Source organism: Acanthopleuribacter pedis (assembly GCF_017377855.1).
In the GTDB taxonomy this organism is placed as follows: domain Bacteria; phylum Acidobacteriota; class Holophagae; order Acanthopleuribacterales; family Acanthopleuribacteraceae; genus Acanthopleuribacter; species Acanthopleuribacter pedis.
The window spans coordinates 29,993-51,960 of sequence record NZ_JAFREP010000042.1; the positions used below are offsets into that span (position 1 = coordinate 29,993).

Consider the following 21,968-nt stretch of genomic DNA (forward strand, 5'->3'; position numbering starts at 1 on the left):
TTAAAATCAATAGAACCTAGAATACCTTCCAACGACGGGTGAGTCGGTTGCTTTTTCAAACCACCACAACCCAGCCACCACGACCGACACACCCGTCAAACTTCTCCTCTGTTACGCCGTCCGTATTTCATCCAAGGGTTTCATCTCAAGGAAATTCTTGGATGAAATACGGACATCTTTTCGTCCCTGCCTTCTCCAGGCACACCGCACCGTGTTCGTCCGGTCCACGGTGCGGTCTTTTTTTTGCCTGTAACCCAAATAACGAAACACCACAATGATTTGCGGTGGTTTTGACGAAATCGCAGGAATGCAGGAGCCTCAAAAATGTGACCCTTGCCGGCCAGGTACGGTCGTGCGCGACCCGGGCTCACTTGTTACCAGCATTTCGCGCCAGATCTTTAGCCAAAACAGCTCGCGATTATCACGCCGTTGAGGTAAAACTGTTTGTTCCTTGGCACCGGGAGTTACCCTTGCTAATCTGATCATGATCATCCGCAACCCATTTTCACGTCTTGCATTCTCTTTCTTCCACTTAGCGCGGCGACATCGGTCACCGCTTGTTTCGGTAATTCCGTGATCCAACCCTCCCAGGAGCTTTTCCACATGGCACTTCCATTGATTGTGGTCGTTGGTTTGCTTTTGAGCTGCCTCGCACCCACCTTGGGACGGCTGCTCGGCCAAAAGGTCGCCCCGTTGCTGGCTTTGTTTCCGGCCGCGGTCTGCCTCTGGCTATGCGCCACCGTGTTGCCCAATCTCGACACCCCGCTGCTGTTTGAAGCACCGTGGATTCCGTCGCTCAACATGAGTTACGCCTTCCACCTCGACGGCCTATCCGCGCTGTTCATGCTGTTCATCAGCGCCATCGGCACCTTCATCTTTATGTACGCGGGCGGTTACCTTGGCAACCATCCCCAACTCGGCCGACTCTTCGCCTTCCTTCTCCTTTTCTTCTCGGCCATGCTCGGGCTCGTCATCGCCGACGACCTGATCCTGCTGTTTATCTTCTGGGAATTGACCTCGATTTCCTCGTTCTTCCTGATCGGTTTCAAACACGAAAGCGAAGAAGCACGGCGCTCGGCGCTGCAAGCCCTGCTGGTAACCGGCGCGGGCGGTTTGGCGTTGCTGGCGGGCCTGATCTTGTTGGGGGACATCGGCGGAACCTACCGCGTCTCCGAGTTGCTCCTACGCGGCGATACGTTCATCCGTCACCCCCTTTCCGACGCGGCCCTGCTGCTGATCCTGGCGGGCGCCTTCACCAAGTCGGCCCAGTTCCCCTTCCACTTTTGGTTGCCGGGCGCGATGGTCGCCCCCACCCCGATCAGTGCCTTCCTGCACTCGGCCACCATGGTTAAAGCGGGTATTTTCCTGCTGGCCCGTCTGCATCCGCTGCTGTCCGACCACCTGTGGTGGACGCCGCTGGTCGCGGGTGCCGGCGCGATTACCATGACGTACGGCGCACTCCGCAGCCCATGGGAACGCGACCTCAAAACCATCTTGGCCTACGCCACGGTCAGCGTGCTGGGCATGCTGACGATGCTGCTCGGCCTGGGCGTCGACAAAGCGATTCCCGCTTTCGTGGCGGTCATCCTGGCCCACGCGTTCTACAAAGCATCCCTGTTTATGGTGGCGGGCATTCTCGATCACCAATGCGGCACGCGCAACATCGACGAATTACGCGGCTTGCGTTCGGCCCTGCCGATTACCTCGGTCGCGGCGGGCCTGGCGGCTGTTTCGATGATGGGCATCCCGCCGCTGTTCGGTTTCATCGCCAAGGAAAAACTGATCGAAGCGGCGCTGAAAGCGGAATGGTACGGCATGCTGATGATCGCGGCGGTGTTTGTCAGCGCGGCTTGCCTCACGGTCAGCGCGTGGCAAGTGGGTTTCCGTCCCTTCCGGGGAACGCCGAAACCCACGCCGAAGCAAGCGAAAGAAGGCGGTCCCTTGCTCTGGGCCGGCCCCCTGTTTTTCGCGATCCTGCCGGTGCCGCTCGGTCTGCTGGTCAGCTTTTGGTCCGGGCCGTTTTTCTCGGCGGCGGTCGGTGCAATCCAGGGCCAAAACCTCGAAATGACGGTCAAACTTTGGTACGGCTTCAACCTAGCCCTGCTGATGAGTTTCTTGATTCTTGGCGCGGGTGTCGGCCTGACGCTGAAACGCGACAAAATCACGGCCTACCTCAAACGCACGGTGTACGCCAAATGGCCGGCGGCCTTCCACGGCGCCGCTGTTTTCCAATTCGGCCTCAAACAAGCCTTTGCCCTAGCCAACGCGCAAACCCGCATCTTGTTCCAAGACGCCTTGCGCCACAACCTGACCTTTATCATGGTGGTTTTCCTGGGTTTGGGGTTCACCATCCTCAAAATCACCAACGTAGCTTGGCCGTTTAACCCGGTGCCGCTGGACAACCCGCCCCTCTTCGAACTGATGATCGGGCTGGTGATCGTGGCGGCCATCGCGGCGGCGATTCGCGCCCAGTCAATGGTGGTCGCGGCGGCCTGTCTCGGCGTAGTCGGTTTCGCGGTGTCCTGTTTTTTCATGATCCACGGCGCCATCGACCTGGCGATCACCCAGTTGGTGATCGAAACCCTGACGGTCCTGCTGTTCGTGCTGGTGGTTCACCGCTTCCCGGACTTCAACACCAAGGAATCCGAGCTGCGCCGCCGCTTCGACGCCTTGCTGGCGGCGGCCAGCGGGGCCTTTATGACGCTGCTGATTTGGAAAGCCGATTTAATCCAATTACAGGACCCGATTTCCGGTTACTTCGCCGAGAACTCAATGACCAAAGGATACGGCCAAAACGTGGTGAACGTGATTTTGGTTGATTTCCGCGCGCTGGATACGCTGGGCGAAATCGTTGTGCTCTTGATCGCGGCGCTCGGGGTGTACAGCCTGACCCGCCAAAAGCTCAAAAAAGCCAAAAAAGCCACCGAGGGAGGTGCCGCGTGAATTCTTATCTGATCCGCATGACGGTGCCTTGGCTGTGCCCGTTCCTGCTGGTGATGTCGATCTGGATCCTGCTTCGCGGCCACAACGCGCCGGGCGGCGGGTTCATCGGCGGGCTGGTCGCGGCCGCGGCGATTGCCTTCTGGTGTTTTGCCCGCGGGGTCGAGGACGCCAAACGATGGATGCGCGTGTCACCGCTGCATCTGATGATCGCGGGCGTTTCCACGGCGTTAATTAGCGGGCTGATGCCGATGTTCGCCGGCAAACCCATGCTAACCGCGCTGTGGCACAAGGTGGAAGTCCCGCTGCTGGGCAAACTTCCCCTGGGCACGCCCATCCTGTTTGATATCGGTGTCTTTTTCGCGGTCGTCGGTGTGACCACCTCGATCCTATTCTCTCTGGAGGAGTTTGAGTTATGGAACCGTTCTGGGCCGTCGTAGTCGGGATTATGTTCGGCGCGGGCATTTACCTCATGCTCCGGCGCAACCTTTCGAAATTGATTCTGGGCCTGATTTTGATCAGTAACGCGGCCAACATGCTCATCATGACCTCGGCCGGGTTAACCCGAGACGCACCACCCATGATCGCCGCCGGCAAGGAGACCTTGACCGGTACGTACGCGGACCCCTTGCCGCAGGCATTGGTGTTAACCGCGATTGTCATCGGGTTCGGTGTACTGGCGTACTTCCTGACCCTGCTGCAGGGCGCCTATAAGTCGAACAAAAGTGAGAACCTTGACCGCTTGGGTGGGGGCGCTTCATGAATCTGTTGGTGTTGCCGGTGATGATTCCATTGATCACCGCGCTCCTTTTATTGTTTTGTCAAAAGAACCGACGTCTGGCGCAAATTGTCAGCACCATCGGTGCTTTTAGCTTGCCGGCCGTCGGCCTGCTGATCCTGAGCCGCGTTCACGAGGAAGGGATCCAAGTGATCCACATGGGCTCATGGCAAGCCCCGTTCGGCATCACCCTGGTGGCGGACTACCTGTCGGCGTTGATGCTGTCGGTGTGCGGCCTGGTGGGCGCCGCGGTGGCGGTGTTTGCCCTCAAAGAGGACATGAACCTTAGCCGCGAAGGTGTGTTTTTCCCGCTGCTCCACGCGCTGCTGATGGGCGTGAACGGCTCCTTCCTCGCGGGCGACATGTTTAACCTCTACGTGTGGTTTGAGGTCATGTTGATCTCTTCCTTCGTGTTGCTCTCGCTGGGCAAAACGAACGCGCAGCTCTTGGCTTCCATTAAATATGTTGCGCTGAACCTGGTTTCCTCGGCCATTTTCCTGACGGGTTTGGGTTTGCTCTACGGCAAAACAGGTACGCTCAACATGGCGGATTTGGCGGTGCAACTGCAAAACACGGAAAGCACGGTGCTGCTGACCTCTACCGCGCTGTTTTTCCTGGTGGCGTTTTCTATCAAAGCCGCTTGCTTCCCGTTCTTTTTCTGGTTGCCGCCGGCCTATCCGGCCGCGCCCGCCCCGATTGCCGCGATTTTCTCCGGCTTGCTCACCAAGGTCGGCGTTTACGCCTTGTTCCGCACCTTCACGCTGATCTTCAACCAGGACACGGCCATTTTTCAGCCGATTCTCTACTGGATGGCGATTCTGACGATGGTCACCGGCGTCCTCGGCGCGGTGGCGCAGATGGACATCAAAAAAATCCTCAGCTACCACATCATCAGCCAGATCGGTTACATGATCATCGGCTTGGCACTGGCGACCAAACTGGCACTGGCCGGCGCGATTTTCTACTTGGTCCACCACATCGTGGTGAAAACCAACCTGTTCCTGTTGGCCGGCGCGATTGAAAAATCGGGCGGCACCAATGACCTGAAGAAACTGGGCGGTTATTACAAGGGTTATCCCCTGCTGGCGGTGATGTTCCTGGTGCCGGCGCTGTCGCTGGCGGGCATTCCGCCGCTGAGCGGGTTCTTTTCCAAACTGTTCCTCATCCGCGCCAGCCTGGAAAACGGCGACATGTTCATGGCCTTTATGGCGCTGGCGGTCGGCGTGTTCACGCTGATTTCCATGACCAAGATTTGGATGGAAGCGTTTTGGAAAAAGGGCGTCGGTGAAAACGAACGGCGACCGGCTAAGATCAAACGCCTCGACCTCACCGTGACCATGCCGATTGCGGTACTGGCGGTGGTCACGGTGGTGATCGGTTTCTCGGCCGGCCACGTGTTCCACTTCGCCGAACTGGCGGCGGAGCAACTGATTGCACCACAAATGTACATTGACGCCGTCATGGGAGGTAACGCACGATGAACCCCTTTCAGGTCCTCTTCGCCTTCTGCGATTTGGCGGTGTTCTATACCATCGAGATCATCAAATCCAATTGGAAAGTCGCAAAGGACGTGGTTACGGCCAAACACTACATGAAACCGGCGATTATCGCCCACCCGCTGACGCTGGAACGGGAATGGGAAGTGTACGTGTTCGCCTCATTGGTAACGATGACGCCGGGGACCATCGCCCTCGACCTATCCGACGACCTTAAAACCTTGTATTTACACGTGATGTACGTGGAAGAGATCGCCAAGGTGGAACAGGAAATCAAGAAACTGGAAGACAAAATAGGAGCCTTGACGCCATGACGACGATCATCGAAAGCGAACCCTGGCTGGCAACGGTCGCCCTGATCAGCACCATCATTATCTTAGTATCGATGGGGATGACGGTGGTCCACCTGCTGCGCGGTCCGGGCTTGAGCGACCGTGTCGCGGCGCTGGACCTCACGGCGCTGCTGCTGCTGGGCGCGATTGTGCTCTACAGCCTTAAAACAGGGAACCCGATGTTTCTGGACGTGGCTTTGGTGTTGGCGTTGCTCGGGTTCCTAAGCACGATTGGGTTTGCGCGTTACCTGGAAGAGAGGAACAAACCATGAGCTTGTTTTTGGCGATTTTAGCCTCGTTCTTTTTGATTACGGGCGCTTTGGTGTCCTTGCTGGCGGCGATTGGCTTTATGCGGTTCCCGGATTTTTTCCTGCGCCTGCACGCCAGCAGTAAATCCGGTTCACTGGGCATCATTCTGATCATTATCGGTTACTGCCTGGTCACCCCGGACCTAAGCACGGTGTTCAAAGCTTCGGTGATCGCGATGCTGCTGTTCGTCAAATCACCCATTGGTTCCATGGCGCTGGCGCGGGCGGCCTACCTGGTCAAAGAAAAAATGTGGGAAACCAAAATCGACCAGTGGAAAGACGACCTGAAAAAAGAGCTGCAGGAACAAAGTCGCCGCGAGAAAGCAGCCGCACAAGGCACCCAAAAAGCCTGAAGCGCGGGTTAAACCCCTTTTCGCAAGGGGTGGCTCAATCCGGCCATGGGTAAGCCTGGAGCACCTTAAAGGCCTGCACGTACCCCGCGGCGCTGGCTTTGTCGGCGGCACGTTCTGAAACCAGGGAGCGCGCGTAGGTGGGCCCGGCGGTCGGTTGGCGTTTGAATCAAAGCGAGATTCGACGCAGCAGTGACGGACTTAACTGGGAAACAGTTTACCAACAAGGCTTTGGTTCCAGCCGTGAGGGATTGACGGGGATCGCCTGGTCAGGCAGCGAATTTCTGGTGACGGCGGGAGAAGGTCCCTTGTTGACGAGCACGGACGGCAGTCAATGGGTCGAAGCGGGCCGCGTGGGCGACTGGTTTGCGTCTGGGGTACGTTGGCTCAACGACCAATGGATGGTTCACGAGAACACCCACGTGGCGATCAGGTGCGACGCGGTTACCTGGCTAACGGTCACACCTGGACCGGAAAATGAGGGGTTCGGCTCCCTGGACCGGCACCCGCAACACGGCTACCGATTGGTGGGCATCAACCATGTCTACCAGAGTCAGGACGGGCTGGTTTGGACAAGGGTCGAAGGTGCCCCGGCCCTCATTGAATTGGTTGCCGGCGCCGAGGGTTTCCTGGGCCGTGCGCGTTCCATGATCTACAGCAGCCCGGACGGCATCACCTGGGTTCCCGAGTTCTCAGCCAACCTACCGGCGGACATTTTCCACGACGGCAATCAGTTTGTGGTGGTGGAACCACGCTCGGTTTTGAATGTATGTGACGCAATGGTTCCAACCCCGTAGCCGGAACCGTTTCCAGTAGGACATCGCCTAGGTTGGGTGCCCTTTTCCTACGTGGCCGGAACCGCGGAGACAAGGGACACCCTGGCTTTCGCCCGCATTTCTCACAAGTGATTCTGCTACGAAGCCGAAAGCCATGCGATTACGAGGGGGCGGCCTTCCGCGGGGCGGCCTTCCGCGGGGCGGCCTTCCGCGGGGCGGCCTTCCGCGGGGCGGCCTCCCGCCTTACTCCGTCGGGCCGCCTTCCGCGGGGCGGCCTCCCGCCTTACTCCGTCGGGCCGCCTTCGCCTCAGCTGCTACACCGAATGGTCGGCCCCGCGAAAGCTCGGACCCCTGTGCCGACTCTCGGTCGTAACCTTCGTACTGACAAGGCTTTCAGCTTCTCGCGACGAATCCTTGTGAGAAAAGCGGGTTAGGGGTGTCCTTTTTTGTTTGAAGTTACAGGGTGAGGAAGCGTTCGATGGGTTCATCCAGATCGACGGCGTCGCGTTCCTCCACGGTGATTTTCATCAAGGCGTTGAGGCCGATGGGTTTCCGCCGCGGCGCGGGGGCTTCATCGGCGGACCGGGTGACCTCGGGTAAGCCCAGGCTCAAGGTACCCTCGGGTTTGGCCGGAAGATCAAACGCAAACGCGGCCGGTGTATCGGGAATGCCGGCGCCAAACGCGAGGAATTCATCGTAATTTGCTTTGATTTTGCCCATGACCAAACGGCGATCCAAACCGGTTAGATCGGCGGATTGGGCGGCGGCATTTAGAGCTTTGCGGAGTTCGTTCAGGGCTTCTTTGGTTTTGCCGTTGATCAGGTTTGTCTGCATGGCATTCATCGGGTCGGCAATTTCGGAAAATACTTCCCAATCATCGCGGGTTTCTAGAATCTCCAGATGGAACAACATGTAATCGACCTTGGTTAAGGGGCTGGGTTCACCGTCGCCTGCCTGCAGCGCCAATTGGCCGCGGTGCAGGACGAGCTGGTCGGGGTCGATGTGGTCCGCGGTGCGGAAGACGGCGAAATGGCGATCCACCAGGGGTTGACCGCCGCCGCCGGCGGTGAAGGACTGCTCGAGACCCACGCAAAGTTCGTCCCCGTCCGCGCCGAGTAAATTTTGCACACCGGCAACCAGCGGTGACGCCACGCTGAGCGCGGTGGAGACGCTGGGCACGCCCAACAAATTGGAGAAGCTGCCGAGGGTTTTGAGGAAGGCGTCGACCGAGGCGCTTTGTTTAACGGAAAACAAACCGGCGGAAAGTTCGACGGTCCCGCCTTTAAAGGGAAGCAGCGAGGTCAACGGGTGGTCGCGGGAAACGACCCGTTCGAGGTTGCCGGCTTTGACGTCCTTCAGATTGAATTGGCCGGCAGCGTGGGGAATTTCCACGAAGGGCTGCCGCCCGTACTGAAGTTTGACGAGGGAGTGCACCATCGGTGAAAAGTCCTCGAACCACTTGCGTTTGCGGGAAAGCACCATGGCGCGCAGCCACAACCGGAAGTAGTGTTTGTTGGCGACGGCGGCGGTTCCGGGCGTCCCCTGGGCGGTGCCGTCGCTGCCGAGGGGCACCACGGCCAGTTGATCGCGATTCTCGTTGAATTTCTGTTTAAACCATTGGATGGGCATCGCTTATTCCTCCTCGGGTTGGACATCGATAAAAAATTGGGTCATCAGGCAAATCTGGGCGGCCAATTCACGGTTGAGCGCTTCCCGTTGCGGATTACTCGCAATAATGTGTTGCCGCAACTGTTTCACCTCGTGGAGCAGCGCATTGGGCCAGTTACCGTCGCGATGCTCGAAAAGCACGCGGCCAAGGTCGACCAAGTGCGCAACGATGTCCGGCGGCAAAGGTGGCAGAAACAAAACCGCGGCGACCCCGCGACGGCTGAGCAATGCGGTCGCAAAGGCGCGACCATGGGCGCATTCCAAGGTATGGAGCGCGCCAAATTCATCCACCGGCGCTTGGACGATCACTAGGGCTAATGCTTTTCTTTCCGCTAGGATTTCTTCCGGCGACATTAATTCACCGGATTGTCGGTGACCCTCTCCCCCGAGCGAGAGTCGGTATTCATCGTAACCGAGCCGCATCGGCCGCCCAACCACATGAACCAGGTTGTCATCCGCCCCCCGCCCAAAGAGCCCCCACATTTTGCTAAGGACGCCGCTCATGAAGTTATCGAAGCCGCCATGGGCGAACACACCGTTCAGCGGCGGGGCAGGTATAAATGGTTCCTCAAACATAACCAGTCGGTAAAGACAGGTTAAATCGAGGCGATTGCCCTGTTTGGTTTTCGGCCGCCGGTCATCAACCGCCATCAACTCCCACGCGGGCAAAGCCGCTTGCTGGGACCGAATGCGAAGCACGGGGACGCCCGGTCGTTGCGCGCGCTGTTCCATCCAGGGAGCAACCTCGGTGATGGAATCGCCGACCGCACGATCATCGTCCAACTGAACCTCAAGGACCGCGTTTTCATGATCAAAAAAATAAAGCCCCTCGGTTGCCGTGGCCTCAAGCTCTCCGCGATACTGAACCTGAACCACAAAAGGCTCAAGGGGTTTGGCAGCCGCGGGCCCCTCCCCGCCCCAATCTGAAGCCATCTGCGGGGCCGCCGGCACAGCTAAACCTTCCCCGGGTAAAGCTGCTTCTGATTCAGGGCCGGCGAGCAGTGGTTCATCTTCACCGGTTTCAACCGGTGGCAAATCATCGTCGGCTTCTTCCTCGGTACGCACTAATTGCTTCACACCTTTTAATAGGAGGCGCAAGTCCGAAACACCCTCATCGTTACCCATGCGATCCATCAGCGTATCTATCGACGGGAGTAAGTGGTGGGTCGTGGTCGGCTCGGCCGTTCGGCTCAAGCAGTACCAAAGATTCACATGACAAAGAAGGTGCAATCCCGAATCGGGCGAAGGATTTGGGCTTAAATGATCCAACGCTGCTTCCAAAAGCGGGACCGTCTGTTCCGGCAGGCGTCGCCCGAGACGAATCGCTTCCTGGATCAACGTCAAGGCAAGGGTGCGAGACCCCAAACGCTTGGAAAACCGCGCAAAGTTGGGTTTACGAGAAACACCCAACGCCCAAGCTCGAATTTTGAGCAATAAGTAAGCGACACGTTCTAAGGGGTGGCGCCGTTTCCATAGGTAAATTTCTTTGGTGAAGTCTTGAACGGGGAGGTCAAGCAAAGGCATTTCATAAGATGGTGCTATTCGATTAAATTCCACCATATCCAAGGCCAGATGAAGACCCAACTGGGTGTTTGCCTTGACGGGTACTAACTTTTGAAAAGAAGCGTACATCGTTTCAACCGACGCTTTGTCATAAGGTTCATACCACTGCCAGACATCATGAACCGCATTTGACCGTTCTTCAGTGGAGGCGGTAGCAAACTCCAGATCAAAAAAAGGTCCATAGGTTTTTCGTCCAAGCCACGCATAGCTGTACCGAAGAAAAAGATCCGCCAAACGGTTATCTGCAGCTTTAATTATTTCGATCAACCAGGGTGCATCTGCTTTGCTCTCTGTTCGACTCACCATTTTTTTAAGGGTATCAAATACCATTTGGAGTGATTCTACCGGTCGATCAACCGCGCTGCGTTCTAGAACGGCAACCTGAAGCGAATAACCCTGAAAAAGATAAGGGGGATGATCTAAGGGAAAAGGAGGGCCGTCGTACTTATCAAGCGCGGCATCGGCATCATTTGCGTAGCGACAATAAAAATAACTGCATAATCGGCTTTCGAGCGAATCCATTTGAAAACGGAGCATGTGTTCGATATCCGTATAATCTAACACCCCTTCCGAAAATAGGCGGAGGCAGTGGGCTTCAATGAGTGGCTTAAGGTCACGGGGCGCGCGCCAACTGAGGTAAGCGCGGACAGGAAGTGCCGAGAGCGGGCTGTGATCGGCCAAGAACGAACGTATTTGTTTCGAGAGAGCTGTCTTTTTACGTGTGTGCCGAACACACCGTGCTTTTAAAAAAGCTGCATAAATTCCGATAGATGTTGTTGGTTCATGGTGCATAACGGCAATTAGAAAACGAGTCATTTGTTCAACAAGATCGTTGGGTTCGTTCCAACCAAAATCTAGAATCGATTCACAAGCATTAAGCAAAGACACACAAAGTTCTGGTTTTTTTGGTATATCTCGAACGAAACCAACATATACAAGTTCTTGCTGGAAAGCATGATTCAATGCTGATTTAAATCGCGCCAGATTGACATGATCAAAAGTTCTATCTCTTATAATATAATAATCCTCAAACCAACAAGCTAGATATACAAAATTATACCGGTTGCTATCAGCAGTTCCGTCTAGACGTTTTTGAAAGCTTTTCCTTAAATTAAACCTCGTAGCGTAGATATTATAATCGATTTGGAGTAACGAGGGAACGATCTCGTCGTAAACCTCTGCTTTTTCGAATAATCGCGAAAACAAAGAGGCAAGCCGTTCCCAATGTTCGGCGATCACCATGGCATCGCGCACCACCGGCCACCAGGTTTCTACGACGGGGATCGGGGCCAAACGGATGAAGTCGACACAGTATTCTGGGTCGACCTTTAAGGGTTTGTCCCGGGTACATGCTTCAAAGAAGGTTTCCAGGCGATCCTTGGTCGCTTGGGTTTTGCTTGGCTCCTGCTGGGCGAACCATTGCTTGAGCCGCGCGCGCAAGCCGTCCAACACGGACAAAAACGCCCCTTGGCTGCTGATCCATTCGAGTCCGGTGAGGTCGAGCCAGGCGCGGTCTAATTGGTCGGCGCCGGCGTGCGGCATCGCCGCGGCGAGGGTCGGTTTGTCGAAGCGGCCCAGCAAGGCAACCGCCGGCAGCAAATCCTTTAGCAGCGGATCGGTGATGCGGCCAACAATGCGCCGCGCCACGTAGCGGTCTTCATCCTTGGCGGCTTTGGTTAAATCCAGATCCGGCTCTTGGTCCAACCAATCGCTGTACAGGGCCAAATCGAAGGGGCTGAAGTAGTCCGGCGCCGTTTTCGCTGCCAAAAAGTCGAAACGGACAAACACATCGGTTTGGCAGTGGGTTCGCACCGATTCGCGGTGATGTTCCAAGACACCCCGTTGTTCCAGATAACGTTCAGCCTCGTGGCGCTCAAAGGGCTGAAGCGGATAAAGCTGGAGGTACGCGCGTTTGGGCAAGGCCGCGGGTGCTTCTTTGCCCGCGTCCCAATCAGCGCCGGCTTGGGCCAACAAGCGGCGGCCGGCCAGAACCAACACAAAAGCCGACGACTTGCGGCGCAGTGCTTCGAAGATGGCGAAGGTATCCAACACGGCGCGGGAACGGTCGCCGTGACCGCGGGTGCCGCTGAGCTCTTCACAGGTATCGAGAATCAGCACCACGGGTTGCGGCAGTTGGTGGATCATCTCCGCGAATACCCGGAGAATGCCGTCAAAACGTTTGTGGTTTACGGGTTTTTCACCTCTTTCTTGGTTGGGTAACATCAGCTCTTCGTGGAACCCGAGAATTTCGTTGTTGAGCGTTGGCAGAAGCGAGCTAATCGCGCCTTTCTGATCAAACAAACACAGTTCCTCGGCCAAGGCTTCCAGCAAAAGGCCGGGTGACCGCGTGGGGTAATCGGGGTCGAGAAAATCGAAATCGACCCGAGCGGCGACGCCGCCTTTTTCGGGAATGTACTTGCTGACCAGGTAACGCATCAGCATGGTTTTGCCCATGCCGCCCATGCCCAGATAATGGAGCGCCCAGGCCTCGGGATCGGCCAGAACTTGTTCAAAAGCATCGATTTGGGCGTCGCGCACCAGGTAATACTGTAGTTTTTGTAAATCGGCTTTTTTGCGGCGTACCACCTCTAAATGACGGGCGCCGCCGTCGACCACCAACTTGGCGCGCGGATTGAGGTAAGGGAGCAAACGACGCGCGGTGGTCACATAGGCCAAGGCACGGTGATCATGTCCTTGCTCCAGCGCGTTGTCCATCAGGGCAAAAAGGTTATACCGAAAATAACCCAGCTCAGTATCTCCCGCGAGCTGCATCCAGTAGCGAGTCGCTTGCGGAACCGCCACCATCTCCGATTGGCACAGGTCGTGGATGCGGGTTGCCAATTGGTTGAGCAGCCGCTCCAAATCGCTGAGGTTTTGACTTTCGTCGTGAAGCACGTCCGCTAGAACCCATTCACGCCATTGGTCGGTCACCTCATAAACGGAGAGGTCGGCGGAGGCTTTTCCGCGTTGGTTCCAGAATCTTCGCGGTGCTTTTTTTCGCGCAAAACCTTCTTTTACCAAATGGTTTAGCCAAGCTTCATCGCCTGCTATGCCAAGTATCGCCAGGAGACGCGGTGTCCAAGCGGGCAAAACGGACAAGCGACGGTAATCGTCGCCCAAGGTCTCTAGCCTTCGGCGACGCCTCACGCGGCTTTGGGCTTCAGCTTCTTGCATCAACCGGCTAAATTCGGACTTATTCATAACCCGACTCCCGATATAGCTCGAGAAGATCGTCGTCATCGGCCTTTCGCAACTCGTGACCAATACATTTCTCCAGGATTATGGCGCCCTGCTTGGCCAATCGTGAAGGGACCCCTTCAACAAAACCGTCCATGAAGCTCAAATAGCGACAGGTCTGTAAGTCAGAAACTTGTTGGGCACGGACAAGGGGCTGTTGCTGAACCAGTGGGAACTGCTCATATGCGATGGTTCTATCGTCGCCGCTGAAACGCGACAGAACTACTCGGTTTTTGGCCCAAATAGGTGGGCGCGTGTTCAGCCAATTTTTGAGTAGAGAAACTTGGTTTTCCTGCTCGGCGGTGCCGTGGTCGGAGCAGGTGATGATCAAGGGTATCGGCGTTTTTTTGTCGCCTAAACCGTCGGCGGTCACAAAGTAACGTAGGAAGGTAAGCTCCCTATCGATCAAAAGATGGGCGTCGTCAACCAACACAAACAAAGGTTTCCCGCATTCTTCCTGAATGGCGATCAGGTCCTTGCGAACGGCAAGGGCTGCCGCTTTGCGAAGGTCGACTTGGCCCAGCCTTCGGGCCGCATGAAGATCGGCATCCAAGAGATGAGTATCTGGATCTAAGGCAAAGTGTATCAGCCCTTCGACTTTGCTGTTTGGGAAGGGTTCATCCCGATCAAACGCCAAAACTTCATTGCGGGTGATGCGCGCCGCCTCAAGCAGGAGAAAAGCAATCAGGAGAACGGGCTTGTCGTCTAGAACCGCTGGATAATCAAAATCGAGGTTTTCAGCAGTTCCTTCCAGCACCGCACACGGCAAGTAACCGTCAAGCATGATCTGCCCGGCTAACTCGCAGAGCACCATCGTTTTGCCCATTTTATCTTCACGTACATCGCCTTGGGTTTCCAAGATAAGTAAGGTTTCAAGGTAACCATTTTGTTGTTGCAGGAGGTTCTGGTACCCGCGAAAGACGTCGACCCGGTCACAGAGTGTCTCTTCGTATTGTTCGGGAACAATACGGTAGAGAGATGCCAGGTTGTCTTTGGCGCGTTGGCAGGAATCGGGATCCATTTGGATCGGAGTGAGGGCGTTGCGGACCATGACGGGGCGAGCCCAATCGACGAGGGCGCCGTCGACCTGGTCGCGGAAAGCGGCCCAGCGGCCCTCGGCGGCGGCGTCGACGAGCGACTCCCCTTCCATCAGCGCCTCGTAGAAGCGACGGGTGAAGAGGCGGCACACGGTGTCGCGGACGCGGCCACCCATGCCGACGGCGAGGGGGATGCCGGCGCGCACGAGGTCAATCACCAGCGAACTGCCGTCGTCCACGCCGGTGACGAATTTTTCCAGGGTGCCGCCGCTGTGGCACACGTTGAGCACGGTGAGCGGCGCGGTTCCGTCGTAAATCATGGCGGCGGCGAGGGCTTCCCCGCCAATTCGTTCAACGGCACCCTGGCCATCGCTGAAGGACAGCGTGGGGCGACCCTCGTGGATGCCGCCGTGACCGATGAAATGGACGACCTGGGGTTTGAAGGCGGCGATGGTGTTTTTCAGGGTTTCGATGTCGGGGTGCATCAACAGGCGTTCACACATCGGCAGGGCGCGTTTGCGCAAACGTCGCAGTAAACCGATGAATTCGCCGCCGACGCCAAGGTGTCCGGCGGTGTCGGCACGCCGACCGTCGGATTCGGGGCCGACCACAAACAACACCCGCAGGGGTGCCGTTAAGACAGGGACGGCCGCGGCGGGATCGGGGCAATAACGCACCACATCGACCTTTTTCATCGCCAGGTATTGGTCGCCGAGGCGCATCAGTTCCCAGGGCAGGTGTTGCAGCCCGCTGCAGTCGGGGTCGGTGCTGAGGTAAAGGTGTTTGCCGCCGGCAACCGCGGCGAGTTTGTCCCAACCGTCCGGGCCGAGCAGCACATGGAAGAGAAAAGCGCCGCATTTGGCGGCTGACTCGCGGGTTAAGCGATGTGAGGCCAAACCTTTAAAGGCTTGGTAAACGGCCTCGGCCAAGGTGCACCAATCGCCGAAATCGGGGATGGCGCGGTCGGGGTCGGCGGCGGGTGCCAAGGGATAGGTTCGCCGTTCGTGTTCGGCGCATGGGACATGGCGTAGCAAAAGTTCCTCACCGCTTTGGGTTGCAAGGGTGATGGTGAGCCGGTCCGCGCCGTCGCGGGCCAGGTGAAGCTTAAAGACGGTGCTCATGAGGGCACCTGGTCGGCAAAAAAGGCCAAGGCATCGGGGACGTCCAACGCCGGGATGGGGCGGTCGTCACGCACGCCGGGTGGGCCGCAGCGGTTGAGGGTCTGCAGGATGCGTTCGGCGAGGTGTTTTAGTCGCGCGGCCGGTTCGTTTTGTAGCTCGCGCCAGGCGCGGAAACCGGCGGCGGCGAAAAGGGCGGCGTCATCCAAAGCCTGCCATTGGGACGGGGCGCCGTCTCCCAAAAGCCAGGCGGCCCGGTCGTCAACCCGCCCGCCGGGTAAAAAATCCGCCGGGTTGCGGCCGCAAAGTTCGCTGATGGAGACGCCGAGTCCGGGTAAATCCCCACACAAGGCCGATGCGATCTGATCCACGGCGGCATAGGTCGGCGAAGCGTTGGCGAGCCCGGCCAGTAGATCGGACCAAGGTGAACCGAGCAAGGGACGGTCGTCACCGGAGAAGTGTTTCCAACAGGCACCGAGCAAAGCCACCCGCAGCAGCGGCGCGGGATAACGTGCCTTGTGTTGGTCCAGGGCGCGCGGGTCGGCGAGTTCAAAACAGGCCACGGCGCTGACGGCCTCGGGTCCCATCAGATGAACCGAAACCACATCGGCAAAAAGTTCCATCGACCAATCGCCCCAAAGGTACACATCCGGCAAGCCCAGGTCGCGAACGGCAGTTCGCACGGCGTTTTCAAAGGCGGGTATCAAGGCCCCCTTGGGCGCCAAGGCGTAGTGCAGGTGGTGACCGACCTCGTGACCGATCAACACCAGCCACCAGGGCGCGCGTTGGTTGAGGTCGGGCAGGATTAACAGCGGAATCGGCAGGGTTTGGATGAATGCGCTTAACTTGGGATCGTGGGTGCGCACGGCACCCGGCACCATGTGGGGCAAGACGGCGGCGGGCGATACCTCGTGGTGCAAATAAGCGAGGGGTGGCGGACGGTGATCGAGCGGAAGCGCCAGATCCTCGGCCTCGATCAGCGCGGGCGCGTAACAGCTCCACACGACTTCATCGGCGGCGCTTAACAGCTCCGCGGCGGTCTCGCGCTGGGCGTATTTATCGCGGTAATACCCCAGCAAACGACGCAACCAGACCTGATCCCTGGCGGTTCGCAATCCGTGCAGCCGCCGTTCGTCCGGCGTGTCGGGCCATTGCTCGGGCGCCAAGCGCGTTCTGAGTTGATCATGGGCGCTTGCGAACAGCCGCGCCAGCACCTGGCGCTGACTTTGGAACAAGCCGGCGCGGTCCCGGTTCGCCCAGGTTGAAAGCCAGGCGGAAACCTCGCCCTGCAGCTGGTCGAGCTCACGGGTTACCTCGGCAAGGCGTGCTTGCGGCGATATCACAAAAACGGGATCGTTCATAATGAAGCGAACCTGCGAAATTACGGATTTTTCGAAGTATAGCATCCTCACGCGACCTGCCCCAAACCGCTTATTCACAAATGGAAAGCCAGGCGTGGTTGTGCTCGGTTATGATGGCGTGTTGAAGGAGAAACCCGTGCCCCGATCCACCAAAAAAACAGCGCCCCCACCCTCCCTGGCACTCACGGCGAACCGCATCCTTTACGAAGACGCGGTGCTGATCGCGGTCAACAAACCGCCGGGTTTCCCCTGCCACCAAACCCATGACCCGAAACGCGATCACGTTACCGCGGCATTGCAACGCTTCCTCCAGGCACGCGATGGGGCGTCGCCCAAAATCGCGTTACAGCATCGCCTTGACCGCGACACCTCGGGCGTGTTGCTGTTCAGTAAAGACCCGTCGGTGAATCCATCCCTCAACGATGCCTTTCGCGAGCGCCGCATCGGCAAGGTTTATTTGGCAGTGGTGGTGCTGCGTCCCGGTCAAGCACCGCCGCCGCAACGGTGGACGATCCAAAATTTCCTGGCCCGTGACAAAAAAAACAAACAGCGCATGACGGCGGTGCGCGGTGGCGGCGACACGGCAATCACCGAATTCCAGCGGCTCAGCCAACAGGGTAACCGCCTGATTATCGAAGCCCGTCCCAAAACAGGCCGTACCCATCAGATTCGCGTTCACCTGGCTCAAACGGGCCACGCGATCCTGGGCGACACCCTCTACGGCGGGCCGGAACACAACCGCTATTTGCTGCACGCTTGGCAACTTTGCTTCGAGCATCCGGTTAGCGGCGAGACGATCACGATCCGGGCGCCCAAACCCAAACCGTTTCGGGGCGGCGGAACCGGACAAGGGCCCGCCGCCTCCTGAATTTATAGAACCTATTGAACCTTTAGCGGTACGGTGGTGACGACACGGCGGTGTTTGACACCGACCAAAAACTGGACCTCGTAGTCACCCGGCGCATCGGGTGCCTTGACGGCCATTTCCTTGCGGCTCTGGGCATAAGCGGAACGCACGCGTTTACCCTGCCCGTCCATGATGAAAATGCGGTCGTTGGCGTTATGCGACCCTTCCCACGACAGCACCATCCGTTCGCCGGCCTTTACGGTCGCGGGCACCTTGAGGGTCACGGTAACGTCCTTCACGCGCAACACCGATTCGGCCAGCACCGTCTTGGCTCGCCCATGGCGGTAGACCACGCGGTATTCGCCGGGACGGGAAGGCACATCCACGCGCACCACCTCTTTGTCGGGATTGATGTAAGCGCTGTACCACACCTCGGGTCGCGGTTCAGGTCCTTCCAAAATTTGGATCCGATCCCCGGAACCGGCCGGTCCCTGCCAGGTGATATTCAGATGGGCACCAACCGAGGCTTGCTCGGGAAAGGTCAGGGCCACCACACTGGGCACTACATCAAACGGCAACCGGGCGAGTACTTCTTTTTTGTGGTTAAGGTATTGGAATTCATAACGACCCGGCTCGACAGGACCGCGCATTTTTACGTCGGGTTTATCGGGGTTGACATAAAGACTGTCACCGCGCTTGCCGGCCTCACCCAAGGGGCCGAACCAATGGATGCGATCACCCCCCTGGCCGCCACCCTCGAACCGGACAAACACATCGGCGCCGGCGTCGAAACGCGGCTCGGCGGTTAAGGTCACCTCGGCTTTGACCACGGTGAAGGCCGCAAAACCCAGCGATTCCTTGGTGCGCGCGGTTAGGTAATGCATTTCATAAGCACCCGGCTCGACCGGGACACGCATCTTCACCGGATTGCGGTAGGCATAGTTCATGGTGAGCCAGGTTTTGTTTTCACCGTTCCAGCCACTGGGATAAACCGCCAACTTTTCGCCTGAATGACCGGGCCCTTTCCAGGCAACGTCCACAATGGCGCCGGCGACGACCTCGGCGGGCAGGTCCACTTCAGCCTGGGTCGGGACCACTTGGACCACCGCCTCAGCCAGGATTTTGCGACTGCGCGCGGTGACGTAGCGCACTTGGTAGCTGCCGGGCTGATCCGGTGCCCGTAATTTGGATGGATTCCCTTGTTCAATGTAGGCGGTGTCGAAGGCACGGCTTCTCACCGCGGCGTCGACGGCTTGGATTTGCAAGCGGTCACCGGGGTTGGCCGGGCCGGTCCAGGCGGCCTCAAAAGGCGCGCCGGCGGGAACCTCGGCCGGTGCGCTAACCGTGGCCGCGCTGATTTTTTCCGGTTCGGGTTGCGGTTGTTCGAAGGCAACTACTTGGGTTAGCGCGTCTTTTAGGTCAGCCGCGTTTTCAGCGGCGAAATACATGCCGTCGGTTGCATCGGCCAAGCAGTGCAGTTGGTCGGCGGCGGCGGTGTCGACGTCAAACCCGATCACGTGTAATTTGAGATCGATGCCCTTGGCCGCCAATTCCTTCACTAATTGACAGGGCTCCTCCGCGCAGGTTTCAATGCCGTCACTCAGGAGAATAATGGTTCCCGCTTGTTTCTCGAAAGCGAGGTCTTGCGCGGCCCGGCGTACGGCGGCGGCCAGCGGAGTTTTCCCCTTGGGTTTCAGGGTGCTTACCCGCCGGCGCAAGGCGGCAACGTCCACTTCGCCGGTGGAAAACAGGGTTTCGATATCGGCGCAATCGCCGGCACGGCGGTGACCGTACACGGTCAAACCGAGCGGCTGCTTGGGATCCCAGTCTTGCAGGAGCGCGTTTAGGGCCTCACGCGCCACGGCGATTTTCATTCGTGCTTCGCCCCCGTCTGGATCGGGTACGCGACCCCACATGGAACCGGACACATCAAACACCAAATGAATCGGTTTGGCCTGCTCGGCAGCAAAGATTAGATGGAACAAGAGCGCGGAGAAAAGGAACAGGGTGGTTTTCATAGATCCTCGGCAAACCCCGAGACGGATGAGGTGCGGCGTTTGAGGTCGGTCGGGGTTGAATTGAAAAACGGGTACCGCTTCCATCTTGCCCTAAAAGCGATCCGCTGCCAAGCGCGGGCGGTCAGGGTGCGCCCGATTCCGGGGTGATTAAACCGCGTTCTTCGCCACTTAAACGAGGCGCCGAAGGGGAAAGCGTGCCGACGGGTCCGTGGAGCACGTATAAAGAAGGCGCATCCACGGCCAATGCTTGAAAACACGCCCGCGCATCGGCTGCGTTGCCTTCACGCGCGGCCTGGTGGGCGACGACCCACCGCACCACAAGCACCAAGGCCTGATCCCAGTCGGCTTGCGCCACGCTCAGCTGAGTCTTTTGTCGCGCCGTTAACTCACCGGTCAAGACGTCACCCAAGAGCCACAACACCCGAGCATAGCGGATGGGCAGGCTTTCCACGTCGCCGCCGTCGGTTTGGATCGCTTCTCGCGTGGGCTCCAGCCGCCCACGCGCATGCTGTCCCAAACCCATCCCATAAGCCTGGACAGCATCAATGACCGCGGCGATCAGGCGGCCATCCGTCCCGGTCAGCTCAAGTTCCCCGTTCTTGAGGGAGGCCTGGTAGGGGTCGTGGAGCACCGAGAGCACATCCCCCAAAACAAGGTGGACCTCCGATCTTTGGGTCACCCCGATTTGATGGGCCTCATCGACCAAAGACGAGATGGATTGGTGGCGCAGTCGCCAGGGCAGGCGTTTTTTATAGAGTTTGATCAGGCCGTGGCCGAGCAGCGACATCGAGCCAACCCAAACCGCGGGCCAGGGCGAATTCTGCCCCGCGGCAAGCAGGAACAGACAAAACAGGAAACCACCGGCCATCCCCAGTTTGGAAAGCATTTCCAAGTACCATGTTGCGTCCGAGCCTTTGTTCATCTCATCTCCCAGCCGACCCTACACCCGGAATTATAGCGTTCGCGCTCACCCATCCATTCAAAACCAGGGCGCCCTCCCTGGTTACCTTTTTTCCACTAATTGACGCCCGCGCCGGTTTTCGCGAGGATGGATTCAAAAGGATTCCGGTAGACAAGGAGACACCCATGAGCGATCAGCCCGACATTCACCTCTACACGGCTTCAACCATGAACGGTTGGAAACCCACCATTTTTTTGGAGGAAGCCGAGGTCCCCTATGAACTAACCCACATCGATTTTTCGAAAAAAGAACAAAAGTCCGAATGGTACACCAAGCTCAACCCCAACGGCCGTATTCCCACGATGGTGGATCGCGGCAACGACCATTTTGTGGTATTCGAATCAGGCGCGATCCTGTGGTACCTGGCCAAAAAGTACAACGCATTCCTGCCGAACGATCCCAAACTGGAAAACCAAACGCTGCAGTGGTTGATGTTCCAAATGGGCGGGATCGGTCCCATGATGGGGCAAGCGATGTATTTCCAACGCATCGCGGCCAAACAAGGGCATCAGGACGACTTCGCGATTGAACGTTACGTCAACGAATCACGCCGCTTATTCGAGGTGCTGAACACCCACCTCGAGGGCAAAACCTACCTGGTCGGCGAAACCTATACCATCGCCGACATGGCGACCTATCCATGGGCGCGCGCCCATTATTGGGCCAATGTCTCCGTGGAGGGATTACCCCATTTGCAAGCCTGGTTCGCACGCATCGACGGCCGGGAAAAAACCCAGGCGGCATTGGAGAAACCGCGTCCCTTCTGGGCCTTTTTCGGCCAAGGCGACGTGGCGGCGCAAGAAAAAGAAAACGCGGAACGCTTCAAACACGACGTAAAAATGGACTAATGCATCAGCGCCGGGATTCCCGGCGGTCGAAGGTTCAAAGCGTCCTCCACCTGCTAAAACAAGCGCGGCTTGCGTTACGCGCTTTTCTCGCGGGAACCGCGCGGCACTATTTGAAAAGGCGTACCACCTGGTGCGCCGTACCTTTCCCATCTGGTGCTGCTTCAAACTCTGAGCCGCGATTGCCGTCACCCAAATCGCCCTGGAAACGCCGGCATTCGTTTTCAACAGCCCTGAAAAACCTAGATTTTCAGTTGTTAATTATCCTCCGAAATCCATGTCTTTTCCTCTAATTATCGACACGTCACTTTTTCGCTGATCCTGTGTTAAAAT

The 21,968-nt window shown here is 57.8% G+C and carries 16 protein-coding genes; 10 read left to right on the forward strand and 6 right to left on the reverse strand.

Annotated elements, in window-relative coordinates; all coding sequences use genetic code 11:
- Window positions 1–603: 603 nt before the first annotated feature.
- The 8 genes from mbhE to J3U88_RS30065 all read left to right on the forward strand — a co-directional run bounded on the left by mbhE (window position 604) and on the right by J3U88_RS30065 (window position 7,001).
- Window positions 604–2,943, forward strand: coding sequence for a hydrogen gas-evolving membrane-bound hydrogenase subunit E (mbhE, locus tag J3U88_RS30030; protein WP_207862719.1), 2,340 nt, complete (start codon window positions 604–606; stop codon window positions 2,941–2,943).
- Entirely contained in the window at window positions 2,940–3,380 is a 441-nt protein-coding gene (locus J3U88_RS30035; RefSeq protein ID WP_207862720.1) for a Na+/H+ antiporter subunit B, read from the forward strand. The genes mbhE and J3U88_RS30035 overlap by 4 nt, the downstream gene beginning before the upstream one ends.
- Window positions 3,356–3,703 (forward strand): NADH-quinone oxidoreductase subunit K, encoded by a 348-nt coding sequence (locus tag J3U88_RS30040; RefSeq protein WP_207862721.1) that lies wholly within the window; start codon window positions 3,356–3,358, stop codon window positions 3,701–3,703. Before J3U88_RS30035 ends, J3U88_RS30040 begins: the two co-directional genes overlap by 25 nt.
- Window positions 3,700–5,199 (forward strand): Na+/H+ antiporter subunit D, encoded by a 1,500-nt coding sequence (locus J3U88_RS30045; protein ID WP_207862722.1) that lies wholly within the window; start codon window positions 3,700–3,702, stop codon window positions 5,197–5,199. The genes J3U88_RS30040 and J3U88_RS30045 overlap by 4 nt, the downstream gene beginning before the upstream one ends.
- Window positions 5,196–5,528 carry a Na+/H+ antiporter subunit E gene (locus tag J3U88_RS30050; RefSeq protein ID WP_207862723.1) on the forward strand — a complete coding sequence of 111 codons (333 nt, stop codon included), beginning with the start codon at window positions 5,196–5,198 and terminating at the stop codon, window positions 5,526–5,528. Before J3U88_RS30045 ends, J3U88_RS30050 begins: the two co-directional genes overlap by 4 nt.
- The gene (locus J3U88_RS30055; protein WP_207862724.1) at window positions 5,525–5,818 is read left to right on the forward strand and encodes an MrpF/PhaF family protein; all 294 of its coding nucleotides are present in this window, start codon (window positions 5,525–5,527) and stop codon (window positions 5,816–5,818) included. The genes J3U88_RS30050 and J3U88_RS30055 overlap by 4 nt, the downstream gene beginning before the upstream one ends.
- Entirely contained in the window at window positions 5,815–6,207 is a 393-nt protein-coding gene (mnhG, locus tag J3U88_RS30060) for a monovalent cation/H(+) antiporter subunit G (RefSeq protein ID WP_207862725.1), read from the forward strand. The genes J3U88_RS30055 and mnhG overlap by 4 nt, the downstream gene beginning before the upstream one ends.
- A gap of 161 nt (window positions 6,208–6,368) precedes the next feature.
- A complete protein-coding gene (locus J3U88_RS30065; RefSeq protein ID WP_207862726.1) occupies window positions 6,369–7,001 on the forward strand; it encodes a hypothetical protein in 633 nt (210 codons plus the stop codon).
- A gap of 435 nt (window positions 7,002–7,436) precedes the next feature.
- On the opposite strand, the gene J3U88_RS30070 is transcribed toward J3U88_RS30065, so the two are convergent.
- From J3U88_RS30070 to J3U88_RS30085, 4 genes are read right to left on the reverse strand one after another with little or no spacing between them, the layout of a single operon-like run.
- Window positions 7,437–8,609: a hypothetical protein gene (locus J3U88_RS30070; protein ID WP_207862727.1), complete on the reverse strand. Its 1,173-nt coding sequence runs from the start codon at window positions 8,607–8,609 to the stop codon at window positions 7,437–7,439.
- A gap of 3 nt (window positions 8,610–8,612) precedes the next feature.
- Entirely contained in the window at window positions 8,613–13,412 is a 4,800-nt protein-coding gene (locus tag J3U88_RS30075) for a hypothetical protein (RefSeq protein ID WP_207862728.1), read from the reverse strand.
- Window positions 13,405–15,606, reverse strand: a complete 2,202-nt coding sequence (locus tag J3U88_RS30080; protein WP_207862729.1) for a CHAT domain-containing protein — start codon at window positions 15,604–15,606, stop codon at window positions 13,405–13,407. Before J3U88_RS30080 ends, J3U88_RS30075 begins: the two co-directional genes overlap by 8 nt.
- A complete protein-coding gene (locus tag J3U88_RS30085; protein WP_207862730.1) occupies window positions 15,603–16,964 on the reverse strand; it encodes a hypothetical protein in 1,362 nt (453 codons plus the stop codon). Before J3U88_RS30085 ends, J3U88_RS30080 begins: the two co-directional genes overlap by 4 nt.
- A gap of 136 nt (window positions 16,965–17,100) precedes the next feature.
- On the opposite strand from J3U88_RS30085, the gene J3U88_RS30090 reads away from it, so the two are divergent.
- Window positions 17,101–17,832 (forward strand): pseudouridine synthase, encoded by a 732-nt coding sequence (locus J3U88_RS30090; RefSeq protein WP_207862731.1) that lies wholly within the window; start codon window positions 17,101–17,103, stop codon window positions 17,830–17,832.
- An 11-nt stretch (window positions 17,833–17,843) separates the two neighbouring features.
- Here the strand turns inward: J3U88_RS30090 and J3U88_RS30095 are convergent, their stop codons facing one another.
- Both J3U88_RS30095 and J3U88_RS30100 read right to left on the reverse strand, forming a co-directional pair.
- Window positions 17,844–19,829: a vWA domain-containing protein gene (locus J3U88_RS30095; protein WP_207862732.1), complete on the reverse strand. Its 1,986-nt coding sequence runs from the start codon at window positions 19,827–19,829 to the stop codon at window positions 17,844–17,846.
- A 121-nt stretch (window positions 19,830–19,950) separates the two neighbouring features.
- Window positions 19,951–20,751 (reverse strand): hypothetical protein, encoded by an 801-nt coding sequence (locus tag J3U88_RS30100; protein ID WP_207862733.1) that lies wholly within the window; start codon window positions 20,749–20,751, stop codon window positions 19,951–19,953.
- Window positions 20,752–20,915: 164 nt separating this feature from the next.
- On the opposite strand from J3U88_RS30100, the gene J3U88_RS30105 reads away from it, so the two are divergent.
- Entirely contained in the window at window positions 20,916–21,638 is a 723-nt protein-coding gene (locus J3U88_RS30105; protein WP_207862734.1) for a glutathione S-transferase family protein, read from the forward strand.
- Window positions 21,639–21,968: the final 330 nt, after the last annotated feature.

Excerpts from the sequence above, each read along its gene's own strand:
- J3U88_RS30040 (WP_207862721.1), top strand. The coding sequence starts at position 3,356 with ATGGAACCGTTCTGGGCCGTCGTAGTCGGGATTATGTTCGGCGCGGGC.
- J3U88_RS30095 (WP_207862732.1), bottom strand. The coding sequence starts at position 19,829 with ATGAAAACCACCCTGTTCCTTTTCTCCGCGCTCTTGTTCCATCTAATC.
- J3U88_RS30075 (WP_207862728.1), bottom strand. The coding sequence starts at position 13,412 with ATGAATAAGTCCGAATTTAGCCGGTTGATGCAAGAAGCTGAAGCCCAA.
- mbhE (WP_207862719.1), top strand. The coding sequence starts at position 604 with ATGGCACTTCCATTGATTGTGGTCGTTGGTTTGCTTTTGAGCTGCCTC.
- J3U88_RS30045 (WP_207862722.1), top strand. The coding sequence starts at position 3,700 with ATGAATCTGTTGGTGTTGCCGGTGATGATTCCATTGATCACCGCGCTC.
- J3U88_RS30105 (WP_207862734.1), top strand. The coding sequence starts at position 20,916 with ATGAGCGATCAGCCCGACATTCACCTCTACACGGCTTCAACCATGAAC.
- J3U88_RS30085 (WP_207862730.1), bottom strand. The coding sequence starts at position 16,964 with ATGAACGATCCCGTTTTTGTGATATCGCCGCAAGCACGCCTTGCCGAG.
- mnhG (WP_207862725.1), top strand. The coding sequence starts at position 5,815 with ATGAGCTTGTTTTTGGCGATTTTAGCCTCGTTCTTTTTGATTACGGGC.
- J3U88_RS30050 (WP_207862723.1), top strand. The coding sequence starts at position 5,196 with ATGAACCCCTTTCAGGTCCTCTTCGCCTTCTGCGATTTGGCGGTGTTC.
- J3U88_RS30080 (WP_207862729.1), bottom strand. The coding sequence starts at position 15,606 with ATGAGCACCGTCTTTAAGCTTCACCTGGCCCGCGACGGCGCGGACCGG.
- J3U88_RS30055 (WP_207862724.1), top strand. The coding sequence starts at position 5,525 with ATGACGACGATCATCGAAAGCGAACCCTGGCTGGCAACGGTCGCCCTG.
- J3U88_RS30100 (WP_207862733.1), bottom strand. The coding sequence starts at position 20,751 with ATGAACAAAGGCTCGGACGCAACATGGTACTTGGAAATGCTTTCCAAA.
- J3U88_RS30070 (WP_207862727.1), bottom strand. The coding sequence starts at position 8,609 with ATGCCCATCCAATGGTTTAAACAGAAATTCAACGAGAATCGCGATCAA.